The following is an 18,982-nucleotide window of genomic DNA, read 5'->3' on the forward strand; positions in this document are numbered from 1 at the left end:
AACTACTCAATGATCTTGCTCGACCGCACCGCTCAAGATAATTGACGCTGGCCGCTCAAAGTAGTTGACGCCGGGCACTCTGCGACGGCTCCCGCTGGAAAAGCACCCGCAGCGACATGAACGAAGGTTTCGACGTCGGAAACCCCGGTGGCGCGATGGATGGTTAGGAGGCTTGGCAACGTCACAGGAAACGAAGACTTCAGGCCCTTGCCGAAGTCGAAGTCACGCAGCTCCTCAGGGCCGCGAACAACCAGCCGGCCATCTTCGAGGCGCAACGTCTCCGTGACGATCGCACGTGCAGCGGCATGGCTGGCAAAGCTGCCGAGCATCGCGACGCTGCCGCCGCTTCCGGGAAGAAGCATAGCGCCAGCGTCACGGGCTTGCCCGTCCAGCGCAAGCGCCTGTCGATACGTGTCGAGTTCGGCGGAAAAATCGAGGCAATGGACACCACAACGGATGGCGGCGGGCATCAGCGGCTTGGCCGTGATGGTGAATGGACCCGCGGTTGTTAGGGCGCCGCGACGTTTCGTGCGCAGCGAATTCGATACGGGCGAGATGCTCAGGGCGCTGCTTTCTCGAGGTCGGCGTCGATGTGGGAAATCAACCCTCCCTCCATGACCGTCAGCTCAAGCAGGCCAATCTCGTGGCCGAAATCACCGGCGAAATCGACCCGCACCCGTGCTTGGTCCCTGCCAACTTGCTTGATGGACAGGAAGCGCGTCACCGTGTGGTAGCCGATGAAGTAGCGTTCGATGTAGTCGCGAATTCCCTTGTGGCCCTCGAAACTATGGCCGGTGGAGGGGTCGTCGATGACCGCCTTCTGCGTGAACAGGGCGAGCGCGCGCTCGACGTCGAAAGCGTTGGTTGCGTCAATCAACGCCTCGGCTATTGCATGCAGGTTGTCCTTCTTTTGCGGCATCGCTCAGCGTCCGTGTTGCCAGCTCTTGTAGACGAACTCGAGGCTGTAGCCGTCGGGGTCCCGGACCTGCGCCGCGTAGTAGCGCGGGTCGTAGTGAAGCTGCGCTCCGGGCGGATGAATCTCGGCCCCGCCGGCCGCCAGAGCAGCGGCATGGGCCTGCTCGACCATCTCTTCGGAATCGGCAACCAAGCCGATGTGCACCGCGCCGGGCGCCGCCGCTCCCTGCCGAAGCCAAAAGAACATCCGGCCCTGCGCGCCAAATCCTTTCAGGTCTGGATGCCTCGGCGGGCCGTCCTTGCCGTCGTAGTCGTGCCGGTTGGTGATTCCGAGAACAGGCAGCACCCGCTCGTAGAACGCGATGGAACGGTCAACGTCGGTGACCGTGAGAAAAAGGTGGTCGAGCATGTGGGTCCCTTCAAATCGTGTAGCCACCGGCGACTTCGATGCTCTGGGCGTTGACCCACCCGCCGTCCTCGGTCAGCAGCATGGCAATCACACGCGCGACCTCTTCAGGCTCGCCGACTCGCGCCAGCGCAGTTTGCGAAGCCAGCAGCGTCTCGAACTCGGAGGTCAGGCCGCCACCGAGCTCGGTGCGGATGGCCCCCGGCGAGACGGCGTTCACCCGGATGCGGCGCTCGCCGAACTCCTTGGCCATGTAGCGGGTCAGCACTTCCAGGCCGCCCTTGAAGGCGGCGTACGGCGCGACGCCTGCAGTGACGGCTCGGGTCGTTGCGCTGGTCATGTTGACGATGGCGGCACCGTCCTTCAGCAACGGCAGCAGGGCCTGCGTCAGGAAGAACGGTCCTTTCAAGTGCACATCCATCAGGCCATCGAACTGAGCCTCGGTGACGGTCTCGATGGGGCTGTAGAGGCCGTAGCCGGCGTTGTTCACCAGGCCGCCGAGGCAGGCTTCTCTCCACTTCGAGGTGAGCACCTCTTTCACGGTCTGCCGGAAGGCGGCAAAGGTCCCGATTGCGGCCACGTCGAGAGGAAGCGCTACGGCGCGGCCGCCAGCCTCGGCGATTCGACGAACGACGCCCTCTGCCGCGTCCGGGTTCTGCTTGTAGGTCAGGATGACGCCCAGTCCACGACGAGCGCATTCGATAGCGGCGCTCGCGCCGATGCCTCGGCTGCCTCCGGTGATGACGATGGTTTCCATGCATTGCTCCAGTGGGTTTCAGTGCCTCCACGATAGGTTTTTGCTCGCGCCGCCGCCCACCTGTTTCTGCCTCGTTCGTGCCTATTCCTGCTTCATCCCTTGTGCCGGGAGCCCGGCCGCAGTCCAATCGCTCCATGGAAGAACAGTTGAACGAGCTTCGAAACTTGGCGGCTCATGCACAGAACAAGCGGACTGAAACGGGCATTCCCCGTGTGGCGATGGTGCAGGGGGCCATTCCGGAGCATGAGCTTGCTGCCGTCTATGACCCCATGGTCAATGTCATCCTGCAGGGTAGCAAGTCGATGACCGTGGGCGGGCAGACGCTGCACTACGACCCGGCCACCTACTTCGTGATGTCCATCGGCCTCCCGGCGGCGGGAGTGGTGCGCAGCGCCAACTCGGGTGCCCCGTACCTTGCTGTGAGTCTCACGCTAGCGCCCGCTGTACTGGCCAGCTTACTGTCCGATTTGCCTGAAACTGCCGACTTCGCCGGCCAAGAATCAGCCTTCTCGGTGGCAGCAGTGACTCCGGAGTTGCTGGATGCCTGGGTCCGGATGCTGCGGTTGATGGGCCATCCCGCGGACATCCCGGCGCTGGCCCCGGCCTATGAGCGCGAAATCCTCTACCGAGTGCTGCAGGGGCCCATGGGCTGGATGCTGCGCGACATCGCGACGCCGGAAACTTCCTTGGCGCGAATCAACCGCGTGGTCCAACGTATTCGCGAAGAGTTTGCGCGCCCTTTGCGCATGGAGGAACTCGCCGACGATGCGGCCATGAGCGTCTCGGCGTTCCACCGTCACTTCAAGGCGGCAACGACACTCAGTCCACTGCAGTACCAGAAGCAGACCCGCCTGCTGCAGGCCAGAACGTTGCTGATTTCCGCCGGCGCCAACGTCACTTCCGTTGCACATGAGGTGGGGTACGAAAGCCCGACCCAGTTCAGCCGGGAATACGCGCGTGCCTTCGGGTTGCCTCCTTCGAAGGACGCTGCGCGAATTGCCGCAAGCATGCGATGACCACTACTCAAGAGGTCGAAGCATAAGGGGCGCGGTGTATTGCAGACTTTCTTGCCGCCGTCGAAGATACGCGGCAATGCAACCGACAACGGTTCTGAGTTCGATGTCGCTCGTGCGCCCGATGCCGCCATTCAGTTTGCTCAAAGCGGTCGTCCATGGCTAAACAACGCAGCTCTGCCGTGGGTCCTGTTTACTCAGGCTGCTGACAGACGACCTCCACGTTGATGCCGTCGGGGTCTAGCACGTAGGCTGCATAGTAGTGCTCGTGGTAGCGCGTCCGAATTCCTGGAGGCCCGTTGTCGGACCCGCCGGCCTCCAGCGCGGCCTCATGGAAGGCATCAACGAGAGCCCGGCTCCGCGCCGCGAAGGCGATGTGCGTGCCCGCTCCAGGGGGCTCGCTATCGTGGATCCAGAGAGTTGGGTAGTCATCCTTTCCGAAACCGTGACGTGTGCCCCCTGTGCGGGTGCGCTGGGGCTCGACGGTGATGATTCGGGTGATGCCCAACGGCGCAAGCGCAAGTTCGTAGAAGCGCCGCGATGCCTCTGCATCGCTCACGGCAAATTCAATGTGGTCCAAGAGTGTCATGGTTGTACGGTGCTCTGCTCAGGCGGTATGCAGGAACGACTCGAAGGCTCGGCCGGCGAGCTTTGCGACAGACACTACGCGGGCCCTGGTCATCCCGGCGCGAGCCGCTGCTGAAAGGCCCTGCAAGGTTGTCACGACGTAGTCGGCGAGCTCCCGCGCACGCTGTGGCTCACTTTGGCTGATGTATCGCTCGATGAAGGTGGCGGCTGCCTGCCCGTAGGCGCTTGCCAAAGCGCGGGCATGTGGGTCGCTCGCGCGCATGCCTTCGGTCGCCATACAGCCGCGCTTGGTCTTTGACTTGGTGTACAGCACGGCAGCGTGCAACAGAAAATCCTTGATTGCTTCAGGCAGTGGTCTGGTCGGGGTCAGGATCTTGTCTGCGGGCAGGTTGGCTTCCTCCACGTAAACAGCTAGGCACTGCTCGAACAGGCCGGCCTTGCTGCCGTAGGCAGCGTAGAGACTCGGTGGATTGATATCAAGGGCGCGTGTGAGCTCAGCGATACCTATCGCGTCGTATCCCCGTTCGTGGAAAAGGTCCTTGGCGACGACGACGCCTGCCTTACGGTCAAAGGCGTGCCGGGGTGGTTGGCCCGATGGGCGCTTGGCAGTGGCCTTGGGCGTTCCTGGATCTCTTTGCTTCATTGTTCTACAGGCTCCTTCGACGTTCCTCGAGAGACGTATGACCGAGGCAAGAGTGTTGCAAGTACCAGGGCTTTACGTCGGACCGGCAAGGAGTGGGTTGAAGCGTGCCGCCGAACGTCCACCCTCTTGCTTTAGCGATCACTATAGCTTATTGTAGCGGTCACTACAAAACAAGGTGCGCAATGAAAAATCTGATCGGAAAAATAGCCGTCGTGACCGGTGGTGGAAGCGGGATCGGGCTGGCCATAGCCAAACGCCTGGCGAACGATGGCGCCAGCGTGGTAATAACGGGTCGGCGGCAGGCAGTACTTGACCAAGCCGTAGCCTCACTGGGCGGCGACGCCGTTGGGATCGTTGCCGATGTCAGCCAAGCGGCAAGCAATGAGGCGCTATATGCGAATGTTCGGCGCCGCTATGGCCGAATTGATGTTCTCGTGGCAAGCGCTGGCGGAGGCGTGCATGCACCGCTCGGCCGGATTACCGAGGCTCAAATCGACCAGCAGTTCTCAACCAACGTCAAGGGCGTGGTTCTGACGATCCAGGGAGCTTTGGGGCTGTTCCTGCCCGGCTCCAGCGTGGTGATCATTGGTTCTACCGCCTCCATGGACCCAGGCCCGACCATGAGCATCTATGGCGGCACCAAAGCGGCTGTGCGCAACATGGTTCGCAGTTGGGTGACGGAACTCAAGGGAACGGGCATCCGCATCAACATCTTGAGCCCTGGGCCGACCAACACTGAATCCCTGCGCGAAGCATTCGGAGATCAGGCTGACGAAGGAATGGCCTTTCTCACAGCCAAGAGCCCGCTGGGCCGCATCGGGGAGCCTGATGAGATCGCTTCGGCCGTAGCGTTTCTTGCAAGCAACGCGTCAAGCTACATCAATGGGGTGGAACTGTTCGCAGATGGCGGAGCCTCGCAGACGTAGCAAGCACGGATATCCGAAAGCCGATTGCGTTTCGCCTTTCAGCCTGAATCAGGTGAGAGGTTGAGGCGAACGACCGCTCCTGGCCGCATTCTGCCCTCTCCAGCGCCTCGTCGCTCCGGGGCGCCAGAGAGGTCAGGCTTCCGTCTGTTCGGCTATTTCCAAGGCGTCTTCAACTTCGATCCCAAGGTAGCGCACGGTACTTTCAAGCTTGGTGTGCCCGAGCAACAGTTGCACTGCGCGAAGGTTCCTGGTGCGGCGGTAGACCAAGGAAGCCTTGGTCCTGCGCATCGAGTGGGTGCCGTAGTCGGAAGAGTCAAGGCCGATCTCCTCCACCCAACCGTCGACGATGCGCGCGTACTGCCGTGTCCCGAGGTGTGGCGACGCATGAACCCGGCTAGGAAAAAGGAAGTCTTCGGGACGAAGATGCGCCGAATGAATCCAACCCGACACCGCAATGCGGGTTGGCTCGGTGAGTTCGAACTGGACCGGTCGTCCGGTCTTCTGCTGGATCACGTTCGCGCGGGCCGCCGGCCTATCGCCATTGGCCACGTCGCGCACTCGTAGCTTGACCAGATCGCATGCTCGAAGCTTGCTGTCGATACCGAGGTTGAAGAGCGCAAGGTCGCGGGTCCGGCATGACAACTGGAGCCGTGTCCGGATCGCCCAGATTTCCTTTAGCTTGAATGGCCGCTTCTGCCCGACGAGTTTGTCCTTGTTCCAGGGGGAGCGCGGTGCGGCGATTGTGCAAGCGTCCATGTCGATCTCCTGTGCAGTTTAGGGACCGAAACTTTGCGCCAGGGGTCTCAGTTGGGCTCGCTGCTGCGGTCTCCCGATACTGTCCAAAGCTGCAGTCATCGCGCAAAAGCCAAGAGACATCTCCTGCCCCACATTCTCAAGCCAGGCACGCTCAATAGAATTCAGCCGTGTCCGCCGCTTTGGTTCCACGCCCCCAGTGCACCGCTTGCCTGCGCCCGCTCAGCGCCTGCATTTGCCGTTGGGTCACGCCCACCGCCCACGCGGTGGAGGTACTGGTGCTGCAACACCCGCTGGAGGTACAACAGGCCAAAGGCAGTGCCCGCCTGCTGCACCTCAGCTTGGCGCACTGCCGCGTGGTGGTGGGTGAGGCATTTCCCGCGCCCGTCTGGCCAGTGGACGGCAAGCACACGCTGCTGCTGTACCCGGACAGTCTGCAAGATACCGCCCCAGACCTGCCGGTCCCACCCGCGCTACCGCCCGAGTGGCCGCACGCCCTGTCGCGCCTGCGCCTGATCGTGCTGGACGGCACCTGGCGCAAAAGCCGAAAGATGCTCTACCAAAGCCCGCCACTGCAACAGTTGCCCCGCTTGGCCCTGCACAACCTGCCGCCTTCGCGCTACCGTATCCGCAAAGCCCATCGGGCCGACCAACTGTCCACGCTGGAAGCGACCTGCTACGCCTTGTGCCAACTGGAAGGCGATGCGGCCCGGTTCCAGCCCTTGTTGAATGCCTTCGACGGCTTTGTAGAGTACTTGGAGCAGGCTGGCGGGCGTCGCCCAGCTCTCGAGTTCGCCGATGATGCCGGAGAATGTCGTCTCGACGGTCGGAATCCAGGAGAACCCACGATGGCAACCCATCGAATTTTCACGACGCCGTTCGCGAAGGTGTACCCGATGTACGTCCAGAAAGCGCAGCGCAAGAACCGCACGCAGGAAGAAGTCGACCAGGTGATTCGTTGGCTCACCGGCTACGACCAGGCAGGGCTCCGGCAGCAGATCGCGCAACAGAACGACTTCGAAACCTTCTTCCGCGAGGCACCGGCCCTGCATCCGAACATTGCGCTGATCAAGGGCGTGGTCTGCGGTGTCCGCGTCGAGGAGATCGACGATCCGTTGATGCAGAAGATCCGCTACCTCGACAAGCTGGTCGACGAACTGGCCAAGGGCAAGCCGATGGAGAAGATCCTGCGCACGTAGCCCGCCGCGCTACGGCAGGTTCTCCCTGAAGATCACCTGGCTGCGCGTGGTCTCCACGCCGCCGAGCGCCTCGCGCCCGTCGCGCAGGTTGGCGAAGATGCGCACGCAGTTCATCAGCGTGGTGTGCGGGCTCTGGGTGATCACGGCGTCCATGCTGCCGTCGATGAGCAGCGTGCGCGTGTCGGGCGTGAGCCCGTGTCCGATGAAGACCACCTTCTGCTCGCGCCCCGCTTCCTTCAGCGCGAGCGCCACGCCGTCGGAGGCGCCGCCGATGTTGTAGATGCCGCCCATGTCGGGGTGCTGCTCGAGCAGCGCGCGCGTCTGGCGGTAGTTCTTGCCGGCGTCGTCCTGCCCTTCGCGCAAGCCCACCACCTCGAGCTTCGGAAACATCTCGTCGATCACGTGCAGGAAGCCGGCCTCGCGCTCCTCGTGCGCCTTGTAGCTCAGGCTGCCCGCAATGAGCGCCACCTTGGCGGCACGCGCGCCGATGAAGCGGCCGATGAGGTAGCCGGCAGTGCGGCCGGCCGCGCGGTTGTCGAGCCCCACGAATGCGGCCCGCTCCGAATTCGACAGGTCCGAGATCAGCGTGACCACCGGCAGGCCGCGCGCCGCCAGTGCGGCCACGGCCTCGCGCACCGCCGGATGCTCGAGCGCCATCATCGCGATGCCGTCGCAGCGCTGGCCGTGGCGCCGCAGCGCATCGGCCAGTTCGTGTGGGTTGAAGCTCTCGATGAACACGGTGCGGCACTGCACGTTGAACGGCGCCCAGTGCTCCTGCGAATAGCCCACCATGTCGCCCAGCATCCGGATGAAGCGGTTCGTACCGGCCGGTAGCAAGAACACCAGCCGCAGCGGCGGCGGCGTGAGTGCGGCATAGAGCGCGGGGCCGGGCAGGTAGTCGAGCTCGCCCGCTGCCTTGAGCACGCGCTGCACGGTGGCGTCGCGCACGCCGGGGCGCCGGTTGAGCACGCGGTCGACGGTGGCGGTCGACACCTGGGCCGCACGGGCGATGTCGACCACGCGGGCGCGGCGCGCATCGGAAGGAGCTGAAGGGTTATCCCGCATACATCAAAAACCATCAGACTTGAGTTTGACCCGAATGATGCATGGTTTTATCTTCGCCGTGGCCCGAGCAATCCTGTACATCAGATTGCATCAACCGTTTTCCGAAGATCCTGGAGACAAAACATGACCTCGCTGACCCGTCGCAGTGCCTTGCGCACGCTTTCCGCCCTGCCGGCCGCCGGCATCGTCTCGGCCGTGCCGCGCATCGCCCGCGCAGCCGAGTTCTCATACAAGTACGGCAACAACCTGCCACTGAGCCATCCGCTGAACGTCCGCGCGCAGGAAGCGGCCGAACGCATTGCCAAGGAAACCAAGGGCCGGGTCGAGATCAAGATCTTCCCCAACAACCAGCTGGGCGGCGACACCGACATGCTGGCGCAGGTGCGCTCGGGCGGCATCGAGTTCTTCACGCCGTCGGCGCTGGTGATCGCGACGCTGGTGCCGGTGGCGGCCATCAATGCGGTGGGCTTCGCCTTCAACGACTACAGCCAGGTGTGGGCCGCGATGGACGGCAAGCTCGGCGCGCACGTGCGCGGTGCCATCGCCAAGTCGCGCCTCTACGCCTTCGAGAAGATGTGGGACAACGGCTTTCGCCAGACCACGAGCAGCAAGGCCGCGGTCGCGAATGCGCAGGACATGGACGGGCTGAAGATCCGCGTGCCGGTGAGCCCGCTGTCGATCTCGATGTTCAAGGGCCTGGGCGCCGCGCCCGCGAGCCTGCAGTTCAGCGAGGTGTATTCGGCGCTGCAGACCAAGATCGTCGATGCGCAGGAGAACCCGCTGCCGATCATTCAGGTGGCCAAGCTGTTCGAGGTGCAGAAGTTCTGCTCGCTCACCAACCACATCTGGGATGGCTACTGGTTCATTGCCAACGGCCGCGCCTGGCAGGCCTTGCCCGACGACCTGAAGACCATCGTGGCGCGCGCCATCAACGACGCCGGCATGCAGCAGCGCGACGACATCAAGAAGCTCAACGAATCGGTGGTCGGCGACCTGCAGGCCAAGGGCCTCGCCATCAACCGGCCCGCGGCCGACAGCTTTCGCGCCAAGCTGCGCGAGTCGGGCTTCTACGGCGAGTGGAAGGGCCGCTTCGGCGCCGAGGCGTGGGCGCTGCTCGAAGGCACCGTCGGCAAGCTGGCCTGATCCGCCATGGTGCATGAATCCACTTTCGACGCGGTGCCCCTTCCCGGTGGCGGCGCAGGTGCCGGGTTGCCGGCCAACGCGCTGAGCCGCATGGCCGCGCGCGCCGACCGCGTGCTCGGCGGCGCGGTCGAGGCCGTGGCCGCGCTGCTGGTGCTGACCGAGATCGGCGTGCTGTTCGCGGGCGTGGTGTCGCGCTACGTGTTCCATGCGCCGCTGGTGTGGTCGGACGAGCTCGCGTCCATCCTGTTCCTGTGGCTGTCGATGCTCGGCGCGGTGGTGGCACTGCGGCGCGGCGAGCACATGCGCATGACCGCGCTGCTGCAGACGGTGCGGCCTTCGACGCGCGCCCTGCTCGATGCCTTCGCCATTGCGGCCTCCATCGCGTTCCTGGTGCTGATCGTCTGGCCGTCGGTCGACTACGCCTATGAAGAGTCGTTCATCGTCACGCCCGCGCTGGAGATCAGCAACGCCTGGCGCGCCGCCGCAATCCCGAGCGGCATCGGCATCATGCTGGTGATGGCGCTGCTGCGCCTGCTGCGGATGTGCACGGGCCGGCAGATCGCGGTCGCGGTGCTCGGCATGGCCGCGCTGGTGGGCGCCTTCTGGCTCGCTGCGCCGCTGTTCGCGTCGCTCGGCAAGTTCAACCTGGTGATCTTCTTCGTGGTGGTGGTGGCGGCCACGGTGCTGTCAGGCGTGCCGATCGCGTTCTCGTTCGCGCTCGCCACCTTCGGCTACCTGGCGCTCACCACGCGCACGCCGCTGCTGGTGATGGTGGGCCGGCTCGACGAGGGCATGTCGCACCTGATCCTGCTGGCGGTGCCGCTCTTCATCTTTCTGGGTGCGCTGATCGAGATGACAGGCATGGCGCGCGCGATGATCCAGTTTCTCGCCAGTCTGCTGGGCCATGTGCGCGGCGGCCTGTCGTATGTGCTGATCGGCGCGATGTACCTGGTGTCGGGCATCTCGGGCTCCAAGATCGCGGACATGGCCGCGATTGCGCCGGTGCTGTTCCCCGAGATGGTCAAGCGCGGCGCCAAGCCCGGCGACCTGGTCGCGCTGCTGTCGGCCACAGGCGCACAGACCGAGACCATTCCGCCGTCGATCGTGCTCATCACCATCGGCTCGGTCACCGGCATCTCGATTGCCGCGCTGTTCACGGGCGGCCTGCTGCCGGCCGTGGTGCTGGGCGCCGCGCTGTGCGTGGTGGTGTGGTGGCGCTACCGCCATGAAGACCTGAGCGGCGTCGCACGCCACAGCAAGCGCGAGATCGGCCGGCTGCTGCTGGTCGCGCTGCCCGCGGTGCTGCTGCCCTTCGTGATCCGCGCCGCCGTGGTCGAGGGCGTGGCCACGGCCACCGAGGTGTCGACCATCGGCATCGTCTACTCGGCACTGGTCGGGCTCTTCGTGTACCGCCAGTTCGACTGGCAGCGGATCAAGCCGATGCTCGTGGACACCGCCTCGCTCTCGGGCGCGATCATCTTCATCGTCGGCTGCGCCACGGCCATGGCCTGGGGCCTGACGCAGTCGGGCTTCTCGCAGGACCTGGCCCGCATCATGGGCGCCCTGCCCGGCGGCACCTACGGCTTCCTGGCCGTGTCGATCGTCGCGTTCATCGTGCTGGGCAGCGTGCTCGAGGGCATTCCGGCGATCGTGCTGTTCGGCCCGCTCCTGTTCCCGATCGCCAAGGCCGCGGGCGTGCACGAGGTGCACTACGCGATGGTCGTGATCTTCGCCATGGGCATCGGCCTGTTCGCGCCGCCCTTCGGCGTGGGCTACTACGGCGCCTGCGCGGTCAGCAAGGTCAACCCCGACGAAGGCATCCGGCACATCTGGGGCTACATGGCCGCGCTGCTGGTCGGCCTGGTGATCGTGGCCGCGTTCCCGTGGTTCTCGACCGGCTTCCTCAAGTTCTGACTTCCACACAACAACACACTCACATCACCGGAGCCAACCGCAATGAGTCGATTCCTCGGCGAGATTCGCCAGCTGGGCTATGTCGTGCACGACATCGAGGCCGCCATGGACTACTGGAGCACCACGCTGGGCGTTGGCCCGTGGTTCTACAACCCGCGCGTGCCCATCAAGAACTACCGCTACAACGGCGAGGCGCACGAGCCCCACAACTCGGTGGCGCTGGCCAACTCGGGCTATGTGCAGGTCGAGCTGATCCAGACGCGCAACGACGTGCCCTCGATGTACCGCGACTTCCTGCAGGCCGGCCGCACGGGGCTGCAGCACGTGGCCTACTGGACGGCCGACTACGACGCCGACCTGGCGCGCCTGACCGCGCAGGGCTTCAAGCCCGTGATGAGCGGCGAAGTGGGCGAGCGCGGACGCTTCATCTACTTCGACACCGAGTACCACCCGGGCACGGTGATCGAGCTCTCCGAAGTGGCGGGGCCCAAGGGCAAGATGTTCGACCTGATCCGCAGCGCCTCCGAGGGCTGGGACGGCAGCACGCCGGTGCGGCCCTTTCCCGACCTGAGCACGCTGTGACGATGGCGCCCGATCGCGTCCGCGCGCGCTACCTGATCGAGACGCCGCTCGCGCCGGCCGCCGTGGCCGAGGTGATGGCCGGCGAGCAGTCGTGCGGCACCTTCACGCGGGTCGAGGGCGAGACCGATGCGCTGCGCGAACGCGCGCGCGCCACGGTCGAAGCCATCACCGAGCTGGCGCCCGCCGAGGCGCCTAGCCTGCCGAATGCGCTGCTCGAACGCAAGGGCATGCGCGGGCCGTGGCGGCGCGCGCACGTCGACATTTCGTTTCCGGTGGCGAACATCGGCGCCAACCTGCCGACGCTCTCAGCCACGGTGTCGGGCAACCTGTACGACCTGGGCGAAGTGACCGGCCTACGGCTCGAGTCGCTGCAGCTCCCCGCCGCCTACCGCGCGCGCTTCGAGCTGCCGCGCGCCGGCATCGCGGGCACGCGGCGCGCCACGGGCGTGGCGAGCGGTGCGCTGGTCGGCACGATCCTCAAGCCGAACGTGGGGCTCTCCGCCGACGAGACCGCAGCGCTGGTCGCCAGGCTCTGCGCTGCCGGCGTCGACTTCATCAAGGACGACGAGGTCTGCGCCGACCCCGCGCATGCGCCGCTCGCCGAGCGCGTGCCCGCGGTGATGGCCGTGGTGCGCGCGCACCATGAGCGCACCGGCAAGCATGTGATGGTGGCGTTCAACATCACCGACGAGACCGATGCGATGAAGCGGCATGCCGACCTCGTCGAGCGCGAAGGCGGGTCGTGCGTGATGGCCAGCCTCAACTGGTGCGGCCATTCGGGCATCCAGACCCTGCGCCGCCACACCGGCCTGGCGCTGCACGGCCACCGCAATGGCTACGGCGCGCTGTCGCGCCATCCGCTGCTGGGCATCTCGTTCCAGGCCTACCAGACGCTCTGGCGGCTGGCCGGCGTCGACCACATGCATGTGCACGGGCTGCAGGGCAAGTTCTCGCAGCCCGACAGCGAAGTCGTCGAATCGGCGCGCGACTGTTTCACGCCGCTGGCCGAAGGCATCGACGACCGCGTGATGCCGGCGTTCTCGTCGGGGCAATGGGCCGGAACGGTGCCCGCGACCTGGGCCGCGATCGGCAGCGACGACCTGCTCTTCATGGCGGGCGGCGGCATCCTCGCGCATCCCGATGGCGCGGCAGCGGGTGTGACGAGCATCCGCCAGGCCTGGGCGGCCGCGCGCGCGGGCACGGCGTTGCAAGACGCCGCGAAGCACGCGCCCGAACTCGCGCGCGCGCTCGCCTTCTTCGCCAAGCCATGACGCGGCCGTCTCCGGCCGTCGTCTACTACGGCGACGATTTCACCGGTGCCACCGACACGCTCGGCACCGCCGCGCGCGCGGGCCTGCGCGCGCTGCTCTTCCTGAAGACGCCCGATGCGGCGCGGCTCGACGCGGCGGGCCCGCTCGACGTGCTCGGCATCGCCGGCGCGGCGCGCGCGATGTCGCCCGAGGAGATGCAGGCCGAGCTCCGGCCCGTGGCCGCACTGTTCCGCTTGCTGAAAGGCGCGCGCGTGCTGCACTACAAGACCTGCTCCACCTTCGACAGCGCACCGCACATCGGCTCGATCGGCGCCGCGGTGCGCGTGCTGCACGCGGCGGTCGAGACGCCGTGGACCGCGGTGGTGGGCGGACAGCCGAACCTGGGCCGCTACTGCCTGTTCGGCCACCTGTTCGCGGCCGCGGGCAGCGGCGGCGAGGTCTTTCGCATCGACCGGCATCCGACGATGCGCCGGCATCCGGTGACGCCGATGGACGAATCGGACCTGCGGCTGCACCTTGCGAAGCAGGGACTGGCCGATGTGTGTTCAATGCCGTTCACCGCGGCGTCGCAGGGCGCCGAGGCGCTCGACAGCGCATTGCAGCAGGCGCTCGATGCGCCGCCCGCGGACGCGGTACTGTTCGACGTGGCCGACGCGGAGCAGCTCGCTGCCATCGGCCAGGTGCTCTGGGCACGTGCGCGCAGCGCTACCCTGCTGGCCGTGGGACCGAGCAGCGTGGTGGATGCGCTCGGAAGCGCGATGGCGCCGCGTGATGACGCCGGCGCGCGCGTGTTAGAGCGGCCCACGGTGGCGCCGGCGCACGGGCCCGTGCTGGTGCTGGCGGGAAGCCTGTCGCCGGTGACCGCGCGGCAGGTCGCCGCGGCGCGCTCCTTCGACATCGTCTGGCTCGATACGCCCGCCCTCGCGCAGCGCGATGCCGCCACGCTCGCGCGCCATGCAGAGGAGATCACGCAGTGCCTCGCGCACGGCCGGCATGTGCTGGCCTGCACCCGCGCGCCCGCTGCGGACACGCCGGCGGCGGAAGTCAACGCCCAGGCGCTCGCGCGCGCGGGCGGCGAGCTGCTGGCCCGCGTGCTCGCCACCACGCCGCTGCGGCGTGTCGGCATCGCAGGCGGCGACACCTCGAGCCACGGTGTGCAGGCGCTCGATGCCTGGGGGCTTTCCTACATCGCCGACCTGGGCGCCGGTGCCTCGCTGTGCCGCATGCACAGCGACGATGCGGCGCTCGACGGGATGGAGATCATGTTGAAAGGCGGACAGATGGGCGCGCAGGACGTGTTCGAGCGGCTGGTGCATGGCACCTGACGCGCGCGGCACGGCGCGTGACGCGGCTTCTTCGGCCTACTTGAAGATCCGCACCATCGCGTCTTCGAACGCGAGAACGTCCGCGCCCACATGGCTCGCGCCGAACTCGGTCTCGATGAGCTGCAGCCCTGGATAGTGGCGGTCTGAAATGCGCTGGTACATGGCCTTCACATGCGGCCCGTTGCAGTTTCTGTCGCAGTGCGCCAGGATCAATGTGACGGGAAGCGGCCTTCCGGCCAAGGCGTCGAACATCTTCTGCTCCAGCTGGTAGAGATGCGACTGCTGCTGCCAGAAGGCGGCCTCGATCGAGATGAAATGCGAGAAGACCAGGCTGTCGGGCGCTTCCAGGAACAATGCCGAGGCCGCGAGGTTGCCGCTCGTCGACAGGCCCGTGAGCATGCGCATCTTCGGATCGGCCCGGTACTTCGATTCGATGAAGGGAATCAGCTCCTTCGCGAGGAAGGCGTGGTAGGCGTCGGCACCGGGAAAGTTGTAGTCCTCCTGCCTGCGCGCGGTGTTGCCGATGCCGATCAGGAGCGCCTTCGTCCCGCGCTTCAGCAGGATGTTGCGCAGGTTCATGAAACGCGTGTCGGGCTGCCCGTTGGTGGCGTCGCCATCGAGCGCATAGATGGTGGGGAACGCATCGCTGCCAGCTTCGTAGGCCGCCGGAATGAAGATCGTGATCGGGTAGGTCACGCCGTTGGTGCTCGAGGTGATGCTCTCGCTCACGACACGGCCATCACCCGAGGGCGCGGGCGCGGGCGGCTGTACCGGCGCGCCGCTGGTCGGCGGCAGCATCGGCACGCCACCGCCGCCCCCACCTCCTCCACCGCCGCCGCAGGCAGACACGCCCGCAAGCACCACGCAGCTTCCGAGCGCCATGAGCACACGGCGAAGTTTGTCCAATCGCATGACGAGCCCTCTTTTCCTCCGGTGCCAGGCGCACCGGGCTGGATCGTCGCTGCTAACAAAGAGGGCGTCAACGCCGGGCGGTGCGCGCGGCCTGCGGCGCGCCGGTATCAGCCGGTGGTCGCCTGGAGCCGCAACGCGGGCACCGGCAGGCGCACCGCCGCGGGGCCGGGCCGCACCGGAGCGGCGGCCGCGGCATGGCCTTCCTCGGGCAGCACGAAGCGGCTGATCAGCGCGTCGAGGCTTCTCGCCTGGTCGTGCAGCCCTTCCGACGCCGCGGTGGACTCTTCCACCAGCGCGGCGTTCTGCTGCGTCATCTGGTCCAGGCGCGCGACCGCGCTGTTGATCTGCGCGATCTCCCGGCTCTGCGCCTCGGCCGCGGCGGTGATCGTGCCGAGGGTGCCGGCCGCCAGATGGACCGAGTCCATGATGCGGGCCATGGTGCGGCCGGCGCCGTCGACCAGCGCGGTGCCGGCTTCGACGCGCTGCACCGTGTCGCCGATCAGGCTCTTGATCTCGCGCGCGGCGGCGGCCGAGCGGGTCGCCAGCTGGCGCACTTCGGCGGCCACCACCGCGAAGCCCCGGCCCGACTCGCCGGCCCGCGCGGCTTCGACGGCTGCGTTCAGCGCGAGGATGTTGGTCTGGAACGCAATGCTGTCGATCACGCCCACGATGTCGGCCACCTTGTGCGAGGCGCGCTGGATGTCCTGCATGGTGCCGACCACCTGCGACATGGCCTCGCCGCCCTGCACGGCCACCTCGGCGGCCGTGCCCGCCATCTTCTCGGCGCGCGCCGCCTCCTCGCTGGACTGCTGCACGCCATGCATCAATTGCGCCAGCGCCACGGCCGTCTGCTGCAGGCTGGCGGCGGTGTTCTCGGTGCGTGCCGAAAGGTCGGCGTTGCCGTGGGCGATCTCGCCGGCGGCGCTGCGCACGCCCTGCACCGACTCGCGCACGCGCGCCACCAGTTGGCGCAGGGCGCCCTGCATCGCGCCGAGGGCCAGCAGCATCTGCCCCGCCTCGTCGCGCGCATGGCCCTGGATGTCGTCGCGCAGGTCGAGCCGCGCAACGCGCTGCGCCGTGTCGCCCGCCAGCCGGATCGGACGGCAGATGCTGCGCACCAGCCACAGCGCCAATCCGCTCCCGAGCAGCAGCGCGGCGGCGCCGAACAGCGCCAGCGCCAGGCGGGCCGACGCGCTCAATTCCTCGATGCGCCGGCCGGCCGCGTCGATGGCTTCGCGCTGCGAGCCGGCGAGCCCCGACACGGCCGCGAGCAGCGCGGCGGCGCTCGGCTGGAAGCGCTGCGCATACACCGTGCGGATGCGCTCGGTGAGGCCCGAATCGCGCGCCGCCACCAGCTCCTTGACGGCGGCATTGAAGTCGCGGGCCGCGGCTTCGGCCGTCGCCAGCCGCTCGCGGTCGGCGTCCGAGCGCAGCCGGCCGGCAAGCGCTTGCAACCGCGCATGGAACCGGGCGTCGGTCGCCTGGATGTCGGCGGCCAGGATCTCGCCGACCTCCGGCTCGGAGCTCAGCGCCATGGCCTTGTAGCGCTCGGCATTGATGGACTGCAGGCGATAGGCGTCCTCGGCCATGCGCTCGGAGACGCCGCTCTGGAGAATGGTCTCGCGCGTGGCCTCGTCGATCTTGGCGAGCGATGCCATGCCGATGCCGGCCCCTGCGAGCGTCAGCAGCACGACGGTACCGAAGGTGAGCAGCAGGCGACGGGCGAGAACGTTGGAGCGCGGGGAAGCGGGATCGGGGGCGTGGCGGTGGGCGTGGGGGATGGGGTCGGTGGTCGCAGGCATGGTTCGTCCGTCCTGCTGGCGGGACGGCAAGGGAGATGCACACATTGGACAGACATCTTGTTACGGCGTGTTGACGGTGCCGACCTTCCGGGCCGGTTCGCTCTGCCAGAATCCACCGCGCATGAACCACCCCGAAGCCGACCGTCTCCGCGAACCCGCTCGCGCAGCCTATCGGGGTGTCTGGTTCGCCTGCGCGGCGATCGCGGCCGTGCTGCTCGCGATGATCGTGCTGGGCCATGACGGGCGGCGCATCGCCCAGCTCGTCGCGCTCGCCGCGCCGGCCCTGGCGTGGATGCTCTGGCCGATACGCAGCCCGGTGCTGCATCGGTTCCGCACCGTGGCCATCTGGCTCTGGGCCATGGCTTTCACGTTCGACGGGGTGCTCCGCGCCTACCTGCTCGACACCTACCAGGCCGCGCCCGACAGCTCTTTCGTGCAGGCTGCAGCGGCCAACACCAACAGCCGCGAGACCTACGAATACCTCGCCACGCATTGGCGCGCCATGTTGATCTGGTCGGGCGCGGTCGTCGTGGCCGCGCTGATCGTCGCGCGGTCGGCCGGCCATGGCATGCGACAGGCAGATCGCTGGCCCCGCGGCGTTGCCGCGGTCGTTGCGCTGGTGCTCGTCGTGGGGAGCATTGCGCACCTCAGCAAGCCGTGGCGCCGGCTCCATCCGGTCTTGTTCTGGGCCAATTGGCACGACGCGGTACACAAGCTCCGCGCCGGCTGGGCCGACCAGCACGAGGAGCGCGAAGCCGCGCACGCACGTGCGCGGTCGGTCGCGCCGGTGATCGACAAGGAAGGGCCCTCGACCGTGGTGCTCGTCATCACCGACAGCATCAATCGCGACAACATGTCGCTCTACGGCTACCAGCGCGCCACCACGCCGAGGATGCAGGCCCACAAGGGGCAGCTGCAAGACAAGATGGTCGTCATGCGCAATGCCTGGTCGGTCGATGCGAGCACCCTGCCCTCGCTGCGCAACATGTTCAATTTCGGCTTGCCGCAGAGCGAGCAGCCGCAGCACGTGCTGGCGCTCGCGCGCGCCGCCGGCTACAAGGTCTGGTGGATGAGCAATCACGACGACGTGGCGATCGAACAGCAGCACGCGAAGCTGGCCGACATCGTCGACATCGTCAACCGCGTGCCGGGACGGGCCGGCGCTTCGCTCGACGGAGAACTGCTCGACTGCGTGCAGGAAGCGCTCGAAGACCCGACCGAGCGCAAGCTCATCGTGGTCCATCTGATGGGGGCGCACCCGCACTACAGCCTTCGCTTTCCCGCGGGCCAGAACCCTTTCGACGACCGGATCGACGATGTGGAAGAAGGGCTCGAGAAGCGCGGTCGATCGGCCTGGGTGCGAAAGTTCCGGCAGGAGTACGACTCGGCCATGCTCTATCACGACTTCGTGGTGTCCGAGACCCTGCAGCTCACGCGCCGGATCGGCCGCCCGAACGAGTATCGGGCATGGATGTACCTGTCGGACCACGGGCAGGAAGTCGGCCACGGCAGTGACCATGCCGGCCACAGCCCTTCGACGGCATCGGGCTACCGAATACCTGCGGTCATCTGGCGCAACAGCCCCGAGTGGTCGCCCCACCCGGCCATCGGCGAACGGCCCTTCCGGGCCGACTGGATGGGCTGGACATTGGCCGACTTGCTGCACCTTCGATGGCATGGCGGCAGCAGCAATCGCAATGCCCTGGGGGCAGACTACGGGTGGGTTGCGCCGGAGCTGCCGGTGAGGGTCGAGTCGTTCGTCCGTTGA

The 18,982-nt window shown here is 66.7% G+C and carries 19 protein-coding genes; 9 read left to right on the forward strand and 10 right to left on the reverse strand.

Features of this window, described 5'->3' with window-relative positions:
- Window positions 1-32 precede the first annotated feature (32 nt).
- From AC3A6G_RS12785 to AC3A6G_RS12800, 4 genes are all read right to left on the reverse strand, one after another.
- A complete protein-coding gene (locus tag AC3A6G_RS12785; protein ID WP_487873775.1) occupies window positions 33-470 on the reverse strand; it encodes a hypothetical protein in 438 nt (145 codons plus the stop codon).
- Window positions 471-559: 89 nt separating this feature from the next.
- Entirely contained in the window at window positions 560-919 is a 360-nt protein-coding gene (locus AC3A6G_RS12790; RefSeq protein WP_487873776.1) for a nuclear transport factor 2 family protein, read from the reverse strand.
- 3 nt (window positions 920-922) lie between these two features.
- Window positions 923-1,324: a VOC family protein gene (locus tag AC3A6G_RS12795; protein WP_487873777.1), complete on the reverse strand. Its 402-nt coding sequence runs from the start codon at window positions 1,322-1,324 to the stop codon at window positions 923-925.
- Between the two features lie 10 nt (window positions 1,325-1,334).
- Complete coding sequence (locus AC3A6G_RS12800) at window positions 1,335-2,078, reverse strand: SDR family NAD(P)-dependent oxidoreductase (protein WP_487873778.1); 744 nt, start codon at window positions 2,076-2,078, stop codon at window positions 1,335-1,337.
- A 134-nt stretch (window positions 2,079-2,212) separates the two neighbouring features.
- Here AC3A6G_RS12800 and AC3A6G_RS12805 point away from each other — a divergent pair, with 134 nt between their 5' ends.
- On the forward strand, window positions 2,213-3,094 hold the full coding sequence (locus tag AC3A6G_RS12805; RefSeq protein ID WP_487873779.1) for an AraC family transcriptional regulator: 882 nt from the start codon (window positions 2,213-2,215) through the stop codon (window positions 3,092-3,094).
- Between the two features lie 190 nt (window positions 3,095-3,284).
- Here AC3A6G_RS12805 and AC3A6G_RS12810 read toward each other — a convergent pair whose 3' ends face one another.
- Together AC3A6G_RS12810 and AC3A6G_RS12815 are read right to left on the reverse strand one after the other, a co-directional pair.
- Window positions 3,285-3,680, reverse strand: a complete 396-nt coding sequence (locus AC3A6G_RS12810) for a VOC family protein (protein WP_487873780.1) — start codon at window positions 3,678-3,680, stop codon at window positions 3,285-3,287.
- A gap of 18 nt (window positions 3,681-3,698) precedes the next feature.
- Window positions 3,699-4,322, reverse strand: a complete 624-nt coding sequence (locus AC3A6G_RS12815) for a TetR/AcrR family transcriptional regulator (protein ID WP_487873781.1) — start codon at window positions 4,320-4,322, stop codon at window positions 3,699-3,701.
- Between the two features lie 182 nt (window positions 4,323-4,504).
- Here AC3A6G_RS12815 and AC3A6G_RS12820 point away from each other — a divergent pair, with 182 nt between their 5' ends.
- Window positions 4,505-5,248, forward strand: a complete 744-nt coding sequence (locus AC3A6G_RS12820) for an SDR family NAD(P)-dependent oxidoreductase (protein WP_487873782.1) — start codon at window positions 4,505-4,507, stop codon at window positions 5,246-5,248.
- A 132-nt stretch (window positions 5,249-5,380) separates the two neighbouring features.
- Here AC3A6G_RS12820 and AC3A6G_RS12825 read toward each other — a convergent pair whose 3' ends face one another.
- The gene (locus AC3A6G_RS12825; RefSeq protein WP_487873783.1) at window positions 5,381-6,004 is read right to left on the reverse strand and encodes a tyrosine-type recombinase/integrase; all 624 of its coding nucleotides are present in this window, start codon (window positions 6,002-6,004) and stop codon (window positions 5,381-5,383) included.
- 167 nt (window positions 6,005-6,171) lie between these two features.
- Between AC3A6G_RS12825 and AC3A6G_RS12830 the strand changes: the two genes are divergently transcribed.
- A complete protein-coding gene (locus AC3A6G_RS12830) occupies window positions 6,172-7,200 on the forward strand; it encodes a DUF2200 family protein (protein WP_487873784.1) in 1,029 nt (342 codons plus the stop codon).
- Window positions 7,201-7,209: 9 nt separating this feature from the next.
- Here AC3A6G_RS12830 and AC3A6G_RS12835 read toward each other — a convergent pair whose 3' ends face one another.
- Window positions 7,210-8,265 (reverse strand): LacI family DNA-binding transcriptional regulator, encoded by a 1,056-nt coding sequence (locus AC3A6G_RS12835; RefSeq protein ID WP_487860534.1) that lies wholly within the window; start codon window positions 8,263-8,265, stop codon window positions 7,210-7,212.
- Between the two features lie 123 nt (window positions 8,266-8,388).
- Between AC3A6G_RS12835 and AC3A6G_RS12840 the strand changes: the two genes are divergently transcribed.
- From AC3A6G_RS12840 to AC3A6G_RS12860, 5 genes are read left to right on the forward strand one after another with little or no spacing between them, the layout of a single operon-like run.
- Window positions 8,389-9,408, forward strand: a complete 1,020-nt coding sequence (locus tag AC3A6G_RS12840) for a TRAP transporter substrate-binding protein (protein ID WP_487873785.1) — start codon at window positions 8,389-8,391, stop codon at window positions 9,406-9,408.
- A gap of 6 nt (window positions 9,409-9,414) precedes the next feature.
- Window positions 9,415-11,322, forward strand: coding sequence for a TRAP transporter large permease (locus AC3A6G_RS12845; protein ID WP_487873786.1), 1,908 nt, complete (start codon window positions 9,415-9,417; stop codon window positions 11,320-11,322).
- Between the two features lie 42 nt (window positions 11,323-11,364).
- Window positions 11,365-11,904, forward strand: a complete 540-nt coding sequence (locus AC3A6G_RS12850; RefSeq protein ID WP_487860531.1) for a VOC family protein — start codon at window positions 11,365-11,367, stop codon at window positions 11,902-11,904.
- A 2-nt stretch (window positions 11,905-11,906) separates the two neighbouring features.
- Window positions 11,907-13,175: a ribulose-bisphosphate carboxylase large subunit family protein gene (locus AC3A6G_RS12855; RefSeq protein WP_487873787.1), complete on the forward strand. Its 1,269-nt coding sequence runs from the start codon at window positions 11,907-11,909 to the stop codon at window positions 13,173-13,175.
- Window positions 13,172-14,500 (forward strand): four-carbon acid sugar kinase family protein, encoded by a 1,329-nt coding sequence (locus AC3A6G_RS12860; RefSeq protein ID WP_487873788.1) that lies wholly within the window; start codon window positions 13,172-13,174, stop codon window positions 14,498-14,500. The genes AC3A6G_RS12855 and AC3A6G_RS12860 overlap by 4 nt, the downstream gene beginning before the upstream one ends.
- Window positions 14,501-14,536: 36 nt before the next feature.
- Here the strand turns inward: AC3A6G_RS12860 and AC3A6G_RS12865 are convergent, their stop codons facing one another.
- Together AC3A6G_RS12865 and AC3A6G_RS12870 are read right to left on the reverse strand one after the other, a co-directional pair.
- Window positions 14,537-15,412 (reverse strand): alpha/beta hydrolase, encoded by an 876-nt coding sequence (locus AC3A6G_RS12865; protein WP_487873789.1) that lies wholly within the window; start codon window positions 15,410-15,412, stop codon window positions 14,537-14,539.
- Between the two features lie 107 nt (window positions 15,413-15,519).
- Window positions 15,520-17,214 (reverse strand): methyl-accepting chemotaxis protein, encoded by a 1,695-nt coding sequence (locus AC3A6G_RS12870; protein WP_487873790.1) that lies wholly within the window; start codon window positions 17,212-17,214, stop codon window positions 15,520-15,522.
- Window positions 17,215-17,335: 121 nt separating this feature from the next.
- Here AC3A6G_RS12870 and AC3A6G_RS12875 point away from each other — a divergent pair, with 121 nt between their 5' ends.
- Window positions 17,336-18,982, forward strand: coding sequence for a phosphoethanolamine transferase (locus tag AC3A6G_RS12875; protein WP_487873791.1), 1,647 nt, complete (start codon window positions 17,336-17,338; stop codon window positions 18,980-18,982).

It is taken from the genome of Variovorax sp. Soil_C_26 (assembly GCF_057657075.1).